This window comes from Spartinivicinus poritis (assembly GCF_028858535.1).
GTDB lineage: Bacteria > Pseudomonadota > Gammaproteobacteria > Pseudomonadales > Zooshikellaceae > Spartinivicinus > Spartinivicinus poritis.
This window is the reverse complement of record NZ_JAPMOU010000076.1, coordinates 1-14,227: the sequence shown is the minus strand read 5'-3', so window position 1 is coordinate 14,227 and position 14,227 is coordinate 1. Positions and strand designations below refer to the sequence as shown.

The 14,227-nt window shown below is 37.1% G+C and carries 12 protein-coding genes; 2 read left to right on the top strand and 10 right to left on the bottom strand.

Annotation, left to right across the window (positions count from 1 at the left end):
- Positions 1-242 precede the first annotated feature (242 nt).
- From ORQ98_RS27195 to ORQ98_RS27185, 3 genes are all read right to left on the bottom strand, one after another.
- A complete protein-coding gene (locus ORQ98_RS27195) occupies positions 243-2,744 on the bottom strand; it encodes a bifunctional diguanylate cyclase/phosphodiesterase (protein ID WP_274691975.1) in 2,502 nt (833 codons plus the stop codon).
- A 15-nt stretch (positions 2,745-2,759) separates the two neighbouring features.
- Entirely contained in the window at positions 2,760-3,908 is a 1,149-nt protein-coding gene (locus ORQ98_RS27190) for an ABC transporter substrate-binding protein (RefSeq protein ID WP_274691974.1), read from the bottom strand.
- Between the two features lie 327 nt (positions 3,909-4,235).
- Entirely contained in the window at positions 4,236-4,601 is a 366-nt protein-coding gene (locus ORQ98_RS27185) for a SpoIIAA family protein (protein ID WP_274691973.1), read from the bottom strand.
- Between the two features lie 349 nt (positions 4,602-4,950).
- On the opposite strand from ORQ98_RS27185, the gene ORQ98_RS27180 reads away from it, so the two are divergent.
- Both ORQ98_RS27180 and ORQ98_RS27175 read left to right on the top strand, forming a co-directional pair.
- On the top strand, positions 4,951-5,283 hold the full coding sequence (locus ORQ98_RS27180; RefSeq protein ID WP_274691972.1) for a hypothetical protein: 333 nt from the start codon (positions 4,951-4,953) through the stop codon (positions 5,281-5,283).
- A 116-nt stretch (positions 5,284-5,399) separates the two neighbouring features.
- Positions 5,400-6,329 (top strand): amidase domain-containing protein, encoded by a 930-nt coding sequence (locus ORQ98_RS27175; protein WP_274691971.1) that lies wholly within the window; start codon positions 5,400-5,402, stop codon positions 6,327-6,329.
- A 40-nt stretch (positions 6,330-6,369) separates the two neighbouring features.
- Here ORQ98_RS27175 and ORQ98_RS27170 read toward each other — a convergent pair whose 3' ends face one another.
- The 7 genes from ORQ98_RS27170 to ORQ98_RS27140 all read right to left on the bottom strand — a co-directional run bounded on the left by ORQ98_RS27170 (position 6,370) and on the right by ORQ98_RS27140 (position 14,128).
- On the bottom strand, positions 6,370-7,983 hold the full coding sequence (locus tag ORQ98_RS27170) for an RICIN domain-containing protein (RefSeq protein WP_274691970.1): 1,614 nt from the start codon (positions 7,981-7,983) through the stop codon (positions 6,370-6,372).
- A gap of 1,169 nt (positions 7,984-9,152) precedes the next feature.
- On the bottom strand, positions 9,153-9,809 hold the full coding sequence (locus ORQ98_RS27165) for a deiodinase-like protein (RefSeq protein WP_274691969.1): 657 nt from the start codon (positions 9,807-9,809) through the stop codon (positions 9,153-9,155).
- A 325-nt stretch (positions 9,810-10,134) separates the two neighbouring features.
- Entirely contained in the window at positions 10,135-10,566 is a 432-nt protein-coding gene (locus tag ORQ98_RS27160; RefSeq protein ID WP_274691968.1) for a hypothetical protein, read from the bottom strand.
- A 132-nt stretch (positions 10,567-10,698) separates the two neighbouring features.
- Complete coding sequence (locus ORQ98_RS27155; RefSeq protein WP_274691967.1) at positions 10,699-11,265, bottom strand: hypothetical protein; 567 nt, start codon at positions 11,263-11,265, stop codon at positions 10,699-10,701.
- Positions 11,266-11,946: 681 nt separating this feature from the next.
- Positions 11,947-13,032, bottom strand: a complete 1,086-nt coding sequence (locus ORQ98_RS27150) for a PQQ-dependent sugar dehydrogenase (RefSeq protein WP_274691966.1) — start codon at positions 13,030-13,032, stop codon at positions 11,947-11,949.
- Between the two features lie 10 nt (positions 13,033-13,042).
- Positions 13,043-13,306, bottom strand: a complete 264-nt coding sequence (locus tag ORQ98_RS27145) for a CDGSH iron-sulfur domain-containing protein (protein ID WP_274691965.1) — start codon at positions 13,304-13,306, stop codon at positions 13,043-13,045.
- A gap of 222 nt (positions 13,307-13,528) precedes the next feature.
- On the bottom strand, positions 13,529-14,128 hold the full coding sequence (locus ORQ98_RS27140; protein WP_274691964.1) for a hypothetical protein: 600 nt from the start codon (positions 14,126-14,128) through the stop codon (positions 13,529-13,531).
- Positions 14,129-14,227 lie beyond the last annotated feature (99 nt).

Below are 14,227 nucleotides of genomic sequence, written 5' to 3'. Positions count from 1 at the left end.
TAGAATGCCTCTACCCTCAGATACAGCCTGTTTATTGAGCGAATCGACTATGTCACTTTATGATTTTCTAGCTATAATACTAAAGCTGATTATTACCCTTATTCCCTTTTGGCCTCAGTGTGTAGCAAGACCCTAAGTGGTTGATTTATAACGTGCAAACTGGTTAACTATTATACAAAAATTAACCAGTTTTTTGCATTAAATTGAATGCTACTAAGTCTTAGTAAACTCACTCACACGAACTACGCTAATTTTTTGCGTTGGAAAAAACTTGCTGCAAATGCCTCTGCAGAAATTGGTTTTGAGTAATAGTACCCTTGGCCAATACAGCATTTTTTTTCGATTAGAAACTCCGCTTGGGTTTTGGTTTCAATGCCCTCCGCGACTACCTGCATATTCATATTTTTTGCCATTGAAATAATAGCGGTACATAGTGCTCGATCATGGGCGTCATCATCGATATCTCTAACAAAACTTCGGTCAATTTTAACCCCATCAAATTGGAATTTACGTAAATAACTTAATGAAGAGTAACCGGTTCCAAAGTCATCTAGCCAAACTTGAATGCCAATATCTCTTATTGCATCTATGGTTTTCTTTGCTTTATTTTCATCTTTCATGAGTAAACTTTCTGTTACTTCAACATGTATTTGCTGGGGAGAGATACTGAATTGCTGTATTTTTTCCTGAAGAATAGTGGCAACATCTTGCCGGTGAATTTGTTTGGCTGAAAGGTTTACTGCTACATAGAATGCAGGTGAAGTAACGCCCTGCCAGTTGGCTAATTGTTGGCATACTTTGTTGATTATCCACTCGCCCATGGGCAAGATGAGACCTGTTGTTTCAGCTATGCCAATAAAAACATGAGGTGAAATAACCCCTTTAGAGGGGTGGTTCCAGCGTAATAAGGCTTCTGCGCCAATTATCTTGCCAGTACCTTTTTCAATAAATGGTTGATACAATAACTCAAATTGGTCTAAATTATTCTGTGCTTTACGCAGATCCCGCTCAACGTCAGCAATATTTTTAAGGTGTAAGCTCATTTCAGGGCTAAAATGAGAGTAAGTTCGTTTGCCTTCATCCTTGGCTGCATACATAGCAATATCTGCAAATTTGATTAATTCTTCCGCACTTTTTCCTGATTGGGGATATAACACTATACCAAGGCTAGCTTCTATAAATAGTTCTTCTTTATCAACCTGAATAGGTTGTTGCAAGGCTGTTAACAAACGTTCAGCAACATGAGATGCTTGCTCTGGTTGGGTAATATTGGGTAAACAAATAAGAAACTCATCACCACCTATGCGAGCGACTATTTCTCGGTCTTTTTCTGGTAAGCAAGTGAGTTCGTTACTAGTAGCGATAAAGTCACTGGCTCGCAGGTTGTTCGTAATTAAATGGGAGACGGCACATAACAACTTATCCCCTACTTGATGCCCAAAGTTGTCATTAATCCCTTTAAAGTCATCCAGGTCAATAAATATTACTGCGAAACCAGATGCACTTCCCTGTGAGTCAATTTTATTAAAATCGGCAATCATATTGTTAAGATGGCGAATAAACTTAATACGGTTGGGTAATCTGGTCAGTGGATCATGAAATGCAAGAAATGAAATTTCCTTTGTATACCTTTGTAAGCTTTTACCAATTTTATTAAAGGTTCTTGATAGTTGTTTTAGCTCGCTACCCTGTACCTCTTCAGAAACAGTGACTGAGAAGTTACCTTGGCTTAACTGGCCACTGGCTTTACTTAGTGCGGTTATAGGCAAGGCAATGCTGCGAGAAATAAAGGCACTGAATGCAATACTTAACAGGAGGACAAGGCCTGCTGCTGAAAACACAGGTGCAAGTGATTTGACTACTTGGTTATAAATAACTTCTTTAGGAATGCCAAATTCTAACTGAAGCGCATGTGACTGATAGGGGCCTAGGGGTAAATTACCCTGGGCAACCAGATCAATATCATTGAGCAGTAGGTTGAGGATAGGCTCTAACCATTCTTGACCAGGTATGGGAGAAACATGACTCTGTAGATTTATTAGGGTTCGGTTATTTTGGCTATCAATTAACTTAATATACATTGACGTTTGACTATCAGATGCTTGCTTGAATAGCTTATTCAAACGATCAAAGAATTTTTGTAAGCTAACCGTCACTATAATTGCCCCACCAAATCGACCGATATCTGGATCAGTGAGGCCCATCACTGCATAAAGCAGGGTGTCGCCGTCATCGGTGGGAAGCGGGGATGAGGTTAATACTTGACGATGCTGATCCTGACACATGCTACTGAATAAGGCCGCTTTTTCGTTTTGCAATGCATTGTTTGTGAATAATTGGTTTAGGTTATTATATTGATAAAAGCGTTTGGTTGGGCTGATAGCCAACAGTTGAAGTCCTTCTGTATCAAACACTTCTAACTTTTTATATGAAGTATTTGTTTTGACTACCCGCTGAAAAAACTTTGCCACCTCTACACGGTGTAGTTTTTTTTCCTGCTCAGGGCTTGCAAGCAAATTATTGAGACTAGGGGCTTGGCTGAGTAGCTTAAGGTCATCCAGAATGTTAGTGATGTACTGGTCTGAGAAATAAGTTTCAATAGCTTTTAAACGGCTGGTTAATAGCTGATCAGTAGATTGAACTGCAATATTACTGATATGATGAGAGTTACTGAAAGCAAGCAGGCCAACAACCAGAAATATAGAGATTATTGACCAGGAAAGCAGGCGAGCAAACAGTGACATAAGCCTCTCGTCTATTTATTGAGTGTGGGATTTCTGTAACGCCGCTGTTTTTGCGGTCATAGCATGGGCATGCTCAATGTACTCCTCAACTAGTGCATTATTTTTTTCTAGTGCACTGTAGCCAAGCATTGCAGCTCGTTTGCGGTTAAGTAGTCTAGCCCCTCGCTCTGGTGCATAGACGCGGATAGTAGCAGGGGATTCTCCTTGTAAGATGCGATGTGCTACATGCATAGCCTCAAATGCTTGTTTATAGCCTGAGTCATCAACGGCGGCTAATATACCTGCTTCTACAAACTGCCGTTCATGAGCAACATCAGGCCGCTTAATATGCTCTAAATACCAGCTTCCTACCGCTAGTGGGTCAACAGATTTATTTTGGTTATCTTTTAAAGTGTGGTGGTTGAGAATAAAAAATGCGTCAACTTGTTTTTGAAGTGCCAATGCTTGCTCTTGCCACTCTTTCAGTGAACCTGTAATTACCGTATCAACTAGCTTCAGAGGCAGATCTCCAGTCGTTGCCAGATACTTAATTTCTTTTGCTTTTGAGCGGCCTGTGGGAGAGTCATCAGATAATACGGCAAACGTTTTTAGATCGGGCAGTAACTTATGTAAATAATCTACCCCTTCTTTCAGATAGCCTGCCTGATATATTCCTGTCACATTGTGACCAGGTCGCTCTATGCTATCCAAAAGACCATATTTAACTGGATATCCATTGACCCCCCAAAAAACGACAGGCGTTTCAGTGTCTAACAGCTGGTTACCAATATAGTTAGTAGCGTTGTCATCACCCAGCAAGACTAAGCTTGGCTTAAACTGTTCTATAAAACTCATAATACGATTTACTGTTTGATGAATTTCTTTGATAGTGTTTTTTCTCTTAGTGTCCATCCATAGCTTATGAATTACTGCACGAGTACTTGTAACCCTATCTGTGTTGGTAAAAGTTTCAGCTTGTTGTTTAGAGTCAAGGTAATTAAATTTGATAAGTGCATCAACTAAGCCACGATGGGTGTCTTGAGACCATAAATATTCTCGGTGATAGCTGCTAATAACTAATAAATGAAGCTTTTCATTATTGCTTTTTGGAGTAGCACTAGATACGGAGGTTGATAAAAATACAGCTGGTACAAGCCATAGCCAGTATATCCATATTAACCTCATGATTAACTACTCCTTGTTAGCTAATATATAAGCTAAATCTAGATCAAGAGTATTGAGCTTGCCTTTTAAAAACTGAATGATCGAGTTAAACTTATATTTCATATAACAGTCGTCTCCATCACAACTTGAAAAAATCTCTACTGTTTCAAAAAATACCACATGTGCCGTTAGGTGAATTTGCCATGGTTTGTAATTATATAATCTTTATAGTGCAATAAGCCCTTTCCTGTCACCTTTTTCCGTTGTAATCCGTACCAGCCAATAACCACCACTTATCGGTAATTGCAAGGAAATACATGACAGATTGGTTGCCAAACAATCTGTCCTTTAACTTAACAACCACGCTTCTGCTTCCAGTTTTTGGTTCCAGTTAAAAGCCTTCACTTCTAAACCTGGGAAAAAGGCACCTTCAAGCTCACTTACTTTTTTTAACCATGTTTTGTCAGCTAATACTGCTGCTCGTTTAAACTTTTTCATCAGTTTAATCATCTCAGGTAAACGAGAGAACTCTACTGCGATTGCGCCCAGCGTCGGAAAGTGAAAATCAGTGATTTCATAAAGTAAGGTTCCGTTTTCAATATCCCTGGCTTTATTGGCAAGCTCATCTAATACCGCATTCATTTCTTTAGAATCCATTTTGCCGCTCAATGAAATATCTAAACGATTTGTACCACTGTGAGTTACTTTAAACATGCAAGCGTCCATATATGATTAGTAAACATTGCAGAGATATATTCATTACTCCATTAGAATAGTTAATAAGCATTACAATGTAGTTATTCTCCGCCTGCCTCCTTTTCCAGCCTACCTCACCTGAAGTCTTTCCAAAACCAGCCGATAAGCGCAATAATCGGTTATTGGAAGTATATGATAAATTGGATGTAAAACATTCGCTTGAATATAGCTAATACAAACTCATCTATAATGACTAATATGAGATGACATGGTTAATTAACCATCATCTTTATTTCCTACCATTTTTCAGCTAATTTTCGATTTGATGGCGAATGCATACTTACCGTAAAGCTCAAAGGATACTGTTATGGCTTATGTTAATCCTCCCAAAATCAATAAAACTGACTTGAGTAGTTGGACTCACCAACAACAAAATTATTTTTGGCACCCAGGTGCTCAGCAGACAGAAAAGCCCCACTTACACTTAACTGGAAGCACAGTTAGTGAAGTTGTAACTATATCCAATCTTTCCTATACAACTACTGCTGGTGGCACAGAAAACATTAATCTTGTATTTAATTCAGAAACAGGCTTTGCAACTATTGTAAGGGATATTGAGTATAAACTTGCTTACAACATTAAAATTGAAGATATAAATAACAAATTGCATAAAGTTGAAGAAATAGTTACAGCCGATTAGTTTTTTTGTCACCTTGGCAATAATCCCTATAAAGTGATTTTTTGCTTGTTTTTTTACGTATACCAAGGAGGCGTGGTTCAGATTAATATCACCCCAACTTCAAGAAAGGGAAGTCTATGTGCTGCATAAAAAATAATTTATTAATAATGTTATGTATCATTATTAGTATAATAACATCTTCACATATTGCTCTAGCTAATAGTGAATTAACGGGAGAGGAAATAATTAAGTTGTTCATGATGGAGAAAGGAGTTGCTATTGAAGTTAATAAAAAAGATGAGAACTATCAATTATTTTTGAAAGATATCTTACTAGGAGAATACCCTGAGCTAACAGGTAAGCATTCTATATTTTTGACATCACAAAGTGAATTAAACTTGGTTCTTGAACATGCTTCAAAAGAGTTGAGTTCAGTATTTCATGATTTTCCTGAGGAGCCAGAAGCTCAAGAAGCGATAATTGGGGAAAAAACTGTAGACAGTAGGAAAGTTCTCTTAACTACATACAATCGCACAGATGCGATTGATTATGCATATACTTGGTGGGATAGTCGAAGTCCTCATTATCCTGATTTTGGTGATAGTGATTGCACTAATTTTATAAGTCAAGCAATGTTAGCTGGAGGGTTTAGTAAAGTAGGCAGTGGTGATGGATGTAGAGATGAAAATACCCATACAGAGTTTTATTCTTATTCAGCTTCTCCACCTTTCTGGTGTTTAGGTAGTAATCGAAGCTGGGAATGGTCAACAAGTTGGAGTGTTGTTTGGCCATTCAGAGACTATTTCGCTCACAAAAACAACTATGCGACAGAGCTTGGTTGGACAACGAGCGCTTCTACTGCAATGCATCTACTGTCGCCAGGTGATATAGTGCAACTACAAAATAAACAGGGAGATAACTGGATTAGTTATCATAATATGCTGGTTACAGATACAGACTCAAATGATCTTTTGCTTACATATCATGCAAGAAATAGGAAAGATAAACCTTTAAGCTCAATCCCAACAGGCTCTACTCAACGCTATATGTTGATTAAATTCCCTTAAAAAAAAGGCCACTCAATGAGTGGCCTTTTTATTTCAACTTTTACTTACACTGTGGCTTTTGGTGCATCACTTCAGAGAATGCTTCAAATAGGTCTTTACCAACTGGCTTGGTATATTTATAAAAAGTTGGGTTAATTCCTAAACCATAGCTTCTATAACTTTTCCAAAACCCTGGAAACTTAAATTCATTGGTCACATGCTTTATCAACATTTGATCAAAGGCTTGTAACGATTGGTTAAGTTTATATTGATCAGCACCATGAGCTTTTAGGTCTAGTAAATACTGTTTAACATCATGTACACTTGACTCCCTGGAATGCTGCTTTGGTTTAGTACTTCCGTAGATGCCTTTTAACGAACAAACAAAAGGCTCTACTTGGGAAGAATCAATTAGTGTTTTGGACTTTTGAGTTGACCCATTTGGGACTGATGGACCTGTTTGGTTTTCATAACGAATATCAACTACTCTTTTTAGGCGCTCTTCTGCAATCTCTCTAAGGGTCATAGAAGAGTTAAATGCTTCAGGATACAGCTCTTCAGGAATATCAGAAACAGCCTTAATATTTCCTTTCATTCCTCCTGAAGTATATTGCGAAGCTAAAATATAATTTGCATATGGATAGAAATTACTAATATTTTCCCAAAATGACTCATTACATAAAGTTGCTAAATCGAGTAACTCTATTTTATTACCACTTTTTTCTATGATGTAATTAAAGAGCTCTCTTGCATCTTCAGGGTATAGTCGACGCTCAAATAAACTACCTAAACCAACACCACCATGCCCATGAACCATTAAGCTGAAACGTAAACTTTTATTTGGGTGATTTTTTCTTTCTTTACTAACGACTTTACCAATATAGTTTTTAAAAAATTTCAATAAGTCAGTGCTATGTTGCTTTGGTTGTTTTTCACCTCGCATGTCATGAACACTAATAAAGCGCTGTTGACTTAACACATTTTCTTGATGATATGAAGCATCTTCTTGTTTCAAGCCTTTTTTAGGGTTACCTAAATCATAGCCCTCTGCTATGCCTGGGTAGATAGTTGCATTGTAAAGCTTAAAGTTGCCTTTTTCTCTAAGTGTACTTTGTCTTGCCCAGCCACGGTTATTATAATCTCCCCACACATTGACAGATATCATAATGTGGCGAATATCATTAGTTTGAGTAGGCTTATTAGGTTTTGTTGTGGTTGTTGGCTTCTCTGATTTAATCCACTCCCATTGTTGGTTTGGTCCTCCATGAAACTGCCAGACACCAATTAGCTGGCGGTCAGCATAATAGTCAAGCACCATATAAGGGTTACTTTGGTTTTGTAAGGTATTTTTGGACCAACGCCAGCGCAGGTACATTTCATTGTTACACTGAGTAATGTAAGCGGTTTTGTTATAGGTAACATGACGACCTACTGCTAAGCACTTATCAGGTGCATTCTTAGGATGAAGCCGCCCTAAGCTATCCATCAGCCACTGCTGATTGGCACCACCATGGCAACTAAATGGAGTAACAGGGGTTTTATCAGCTACTCCAGCGTTGAAGACGTCAAGGCAGAGCCCACTGCCGGACTTTAGTGGCTGATATTCATCAGCGTTTACAGCAGATATCGATAAGCCAAGTAGGGTTAGAGATAGCAGGTGGCTAGCTTTCATCATTGAGAGTCCTTGCTTTAAATTAACTGTTTGAATAATCAAAGGCGGTCAAATTTTATACAATTTCATTCAATAAAAATGTGACATGATTTAATTTGATTACCATTTAAAGAAGCACTGTTTAAATAAATGAACTTGCACATCTATTATGCTGAACACTTATTCCTAAATGTTATATTAAAATAGCTTTAAGTTTTTAGTTAAAGAAAATAGGACTGAATATTATTTTTAATACTCATAATTATTGAGCTAATAAACTTAAATTTAGAAGCCTAAGTCCGCCAATATAATTAAACTCATTCAATTTTTTAGAGTGCTATGACAATAAATGGATAGGTAGATGGTATTAATGTTACCAATGCGTAACAAGCCATTATTTTATTGGAGCATGTTAAATTAAAAAAATAGCGAAAAGGCTATTAGTAATATTAAATGACAATTTAAAAATTAATTGTTTTTAGGCTCATATAAAGTGGCGAATTGCAACGGTAACTTATCACATTAAAATTTATATAAATTTTAATCACTGCTTAAAAATATTGATCAGGCACTTCATCTCCTATTTGCAACGGAACCGAATCGAGAAGGCATATATTCATAATTATTTATAATAAATTAAGATAGATGTACTTCTATAGATTATATGACAGTTATTTAACCTTAATTTCACTAATAGAGCAGAGAGCGTATATACTTTAGCTTATCTTTAATTTACACAGCATGATAGTAAATTATCAATTATTCAGCTAATAAAAGTAACAACTAATATACTACTTATTTTACATGTATATTCAAGTGTATGTTTCGCCCAAATTGGAGGGTTCTCTAAACATGACGTTAGTTTAATAGCGAAAGCGCAGAAAATAGTAAATGCAGAAGTGGATAAGCATTATTATGTAAAGTTAGAAAATGAACTAAAACAACATGATATAACTATAAAACACATGCAGTTTATTAGTAGTAATATATCTATATTTGAACGTTAACCTATTACTTTGGACTGGACGAATGCTAAACATGTCTGTGAAAAGTATCCTGACGATAAGCCCTGTTAGTGGCAGTTATCAGGAAGTAAATGACAGTTTGGTTGTAGTTTGATCAATTTGGGTAGGCAGCTTAGCTGGGTGGTACGGGGAAAGCTGGCTAGATAACAGCACTTAACCGATTGAGTGCTACTTTAGCTCTTGTTTGATATACCTATACCATTCCTCTACAAATGAGTCATCAAATGGGCCTTCTGGTGACCTATATGTAATTATTCCGTTACCGTTAATTACATAAAGACGTTCGGGAGAGCCCGCGTACAGAGAATCAGTAGTGTTGTTCATATCATCTAGAGCAATATCCATTGAAATACTCTGTTTTGTTCTCCATATATTCGCGATGGCTGCCCTCTGAGCTAGTGTTGTAGGCTGGTTAAATATTACATCATCCTTTAAATTGACAGGTATCATCCAACCATCAAGCGGATGCATTTCATATACATATATGCAAAGAAAAGCTATTTCTTTTCTTAATTCTCTGTAAACCTCATTTATTCTTTTTGTATGTGATCTAAATATCGGGCAAGTGTAACTTCCAAAAATCAGTGCCAATGTACGCCCCAGGTATTGATCTATCGTAATCTCACCACCAGCTTTTCCGGTATTTGATACGAGAGATTTCACGCAAAATAAAGGGGCAGATGAATTAACAATTGCAGGTGCAGCCAACTCTCTATTACTGAGCTGAGCCTTAATGAAACGCCATTTTTCTTCAGTAAAGCCGATATACTTTTCGAAATGTTCTTCAGACATCGAAAGCAGTTTTTCTTTTAACTTTTTATCCATTTCCTGATCCCAAATGCCTTAAAGCACATAATTATTAATGAACGTTACTCTAACGTATCTATATATGCTGTGTTTTAACTGAAACTGTCTACTAGCTAACCCTTCTGTCGTGATAAAACTAAACCATCAAACTCTCAGAGCTACTGAGTGCTCTGTTTTCCTTCTACCTCACCTCAAGCTTTTGCAAAAGCAGTCGATAACGATCACTTATCGGTAGTTGCGAGGAAATATACAACATATTGATTGTATTTCGATCAATCCAATTGAAGAGGAACCTCACTAAAGAGTGTTAGATGGGGTGAAAGGATCTTTTTGATTATGTGAATTATAAACTATCGTAGTAATCACCGGATCGATGTCTGAAGAATACATTACAATACTGAAGCTCAACTTTAAGTGGTTTTTTGTTAACTAGGTTAATATAAGGGTTTAACTCCAAAATAACGTTTACTTCCTTTTGAGCAACTAACTTTTCATACAATGCCTGCTTCTTTGCCTCATTTTCAGACCGAGGCATTCTAATAATTATATTTTCCTTACAATTTGGAGCTGATACAGGAAAATATTGTTTAGGTACTAGTACTTCAAATTGACCACCTTCATTAAATCCATAGTTCGAATTTACTTTATATTTCCCACTTTCTAGCTGGTACATCATATGGTAATAATCAAAGTACTTTCCTTTATTGGCTACTATTTCTTGTGCTTGGATTTTGCTCATGACTATCACAGAGAAAACGGCTAATAAATATCTCATTCTACTACCCACATATCTAATTTCATTAAAATTACATTGATGGATTTTTCTTATCAAAGCCATTGGCATGTATATCTATGGCACTTCCATCAAGAAAATGCCACTAATAAAGAATAGTTAAATTCCTCTCTTTTATCGACAGTCAACAATCATGTCAAAGGCATTGATGTCATGAAAAGGTATTTGGTTATTGTTTAATATAAACCTTGGTTTGACGCTATAAGCTTGAAAAGTAGCTTCATTACATTTTGCTTTGTATGAAAAATTCGTGTTGAGTAGTTTTTTAACACCAGTGCGCTCGATTAAACCTGTAGCTAAATTTTTGATATCATATTCGATTCTAACATTACCATCATGAATCCAATCATTAGTTAGTGTTTCCGGAGTATAACCAATTTGCATACCTGTGGTTTTATCAATAAATTTTGCAAGTTTCAACGACTCACTTTTCAAATAACTATTCGGAAAGTTTACCTGAACAGTTGTAGCACCTTTCACATAAAGCGTATTTTTACCACCAACAGTGGCTAAACACCCACCGGTAATTTCAGCATTTCCCGATTGCAACTGAAAAAACTCGTTTATTATTGACTCTTGAGAAGTACAGGAGTAACTCATGGGGTTATCAGAAACTTGGTTACTGCCTAAGCAAATTTGAGATGTAAGAATAATTGGTAAAACTAATAATTTTTTAATCACAATTAATTCCTGTAATGCAAATGCTATTTATTTGAACAGGTTGGCTAAATATAAGCAGTTAGTCTACTCGGTAACGTCATTTAAAATGTTACATCAACGTAACATACGATTGATTCTCAACAAACTTAAATGATTTGTCAATATGAAATTAACTTTTATATCAAATGTGCATCCACTATCTGATGCAATTAATGCATAGCTTAGTTCTTTATGGAAAATACCTACTTATCAGTAGTTATCAGGGAATATATGACCGCTTGGTGGTGTTTAAGTAGACAGCTTAGTTGGGTGGCGTGGGTAGATACTAGCTCTTACCCGATTAGGTGTGTACTCACGATGAATGCCCCGAGCGATGACTATGAGGCAAACAAAGCTCACATAACTGTTTGCCTTCATATGTGCCTCCATCGTAGATGATTACATCTATATCTTCAGGAACATAGTCTTTATCTAGACCACAAGGGTTTAAGTCTCGGTTTACAAACAGTTGTTCGCATTTTTCACAACTAGTAATTGATAGCTTTTCAAGGCCTAAACTGAAAGTTTCAGTTAACGATAGATTATGGGCGATAATGACCAGTTATCGGATATTCTAAGCTGTAAATGATATGAGTTGGAAAGAAAGCGTTTTTATATGCACATATATTATATTGCAATTCTTACTAAACTTAAGAAATACAGCTACTCTGGCAGCAACCTTAACAACTCCCCAGGGCTTTGGTCGGTTAGCAAATAAACAAAACCATCTGGGCCTTCTGTGACTGCTCTGATACGTTTATAAAAGTCATAACGCTGCTCTTTACCCTTTTGTACTCCTGTTAAGGTTACCCTGGCTAATAACCTATCTTTTAAAGCTCCCACTAAAAAATCACCTTGCCAATTTTTAAATTGATTACCACGATATAAAGCCATTCCAGAAGGTGCGATAGAGGGCACCCAATACCAATGGGGTTGTTCCATATTAGGATCATGGGTTTTCTCTGTAATAACATCACCTGAATATTCTCGGCCGTAGGTAATCACTGGCCAGCCATAATTCACCCCCGCCTTAACTAAATTAATTTCATCCCCACCTTTAGGGCCATGCTCATGCAACCAGAGTTGTTGGGCTGTGTTATCAAACACCATACCCTGAGGATTACGATGCCCATAACTATAAATTTCTGGTAATGCATTTACTGTTTTAATAAAGGGATTATCTGTTGCTGGTTTACCTTCAGCAGTTAATCTTAACACTTTACCAGCATGGGTATCTAAACGCTGAGAATTACGACGGTCTCCTCGATCACCAATAGTCATATAGAGATAGCCTTGCTGATCAAACACTATTCTTGAGCCAAAATGGCGACTCGTTCGGCTAGCTGCTGAGGTAAGCAGTAACTCTTTTATTTGTTCAAGCCGCCCCTCATTAAAAGTGCCTCTGGCTAAAACTGTGGTATAACCACCAGTTACGGCTTTACTATAAGTCAGGTAGACCCAGCGATTTTGCTTAAACTTAGGGTGTAGCACTATATCCAATAAACCACCCTGCCCCACTTGAGCAACGGGCAAAGTAGCAATAGTTTTACTGGATTGTTTATTAAGCTGAATATATTTAACCGCACCGCCTTTTTCAGTAACCAATAACTCAGTAGTTGTTATAAAAGCCATCCCCCAAGGGTAACGCAAATCATTTATCAAGGTTTCCACTTTAAAGGGCAAGTTTGCTGCTAGTACTAGCTCTATGGTAAGCAGCCATAACAAAACACCTTGAAAAATCCGTTTCATAGTAAGCTGTCTATTTCTGCTTAGATATATTTTTGGAGGTGTCCTTATGGCTTCCATCACACAATGGCTTATGCTGGCTTACCTTACAGCCACAAAAAAATACTTTTTTAGACTCTTCTGCTTCATATTTAATTGGGGTAATACCAGTGCCAGAATGGGAGCCATCACAAAAAGGTTGGTTTTTACTACGACCACAGGCACACCAGAAATAACACATACCAGCTTTTACTTCTACTGCAAATGGCGTATCAGAGGCTCTCACGGGGGCTATCATATTTTATTCCTTGGTTTTTGCAGTTTCACTTTATTAAAACGTTATTATTGAAACTGTAGTCATTACCCCACAATTTGCCATAACACTTTTAACAGCCTGAATCAGCGTGCTAATTGGATAAAGTAATTATACACTTCTGATGCAGAAAGCTTTCGTTAATCGATTTACTCCAGATGTAGTGTTCATGCAGATAGGGGGAGCTATGTTCCCCCCCTATATTTACTACTTATCAGCAAACTTGCTATAAAAACTTTCAAAAGCATTTAATCTAGAACTAGAACCTCTGTAACCCCAGTCAGTGACTCTGTAATCAAACGTTTCAATATGAGGACCTGTTGGAATCCACACATTCTCTAACCAGTTTCCATATGCTGCAAGCTTGTTAGGTAATGCTTTATAGAATTTTTCAAAGGCTCTTAATTTAGTGCTAGAGCCTTCATAGCCCCAATCAGTTTTTACGAGATCTCGCGTTTCAATATGAGGGGCTGTTGGATTCCATACATTTTCTATCCAAACTTTATAAGTCACTAATTTTGATAAGTCTACTGCAGGTTGAGGCTCAACTTCAGTGACTGCATCGTATGAATCAACCGTCATATAGCTTATTTGACTTAAGGTATCTTTAAGCGCTACGACTTCTTGAGATGGCTCAGGCAAAGCTGTTCCATCCTCAGGTCTAGGCCCACAAATTGAAGTAATAGAGAGGTCTTTATTACCAACACTGATATCGATAGCAGGAGCATCACAAAGGAAATAATATCCATATTCCTGCCAATTTTTTTCCTCTTTTGCTTTATTGATTACATGCTGGATATCACCCAACTTTTTGGGAGCAAAAAACTTGAGGCTCTATATGGATTCCTGGGGGACTATGTTAGCAGGCAAAAAGCTGTATACTCGAGCATTCATAATGGATTATCA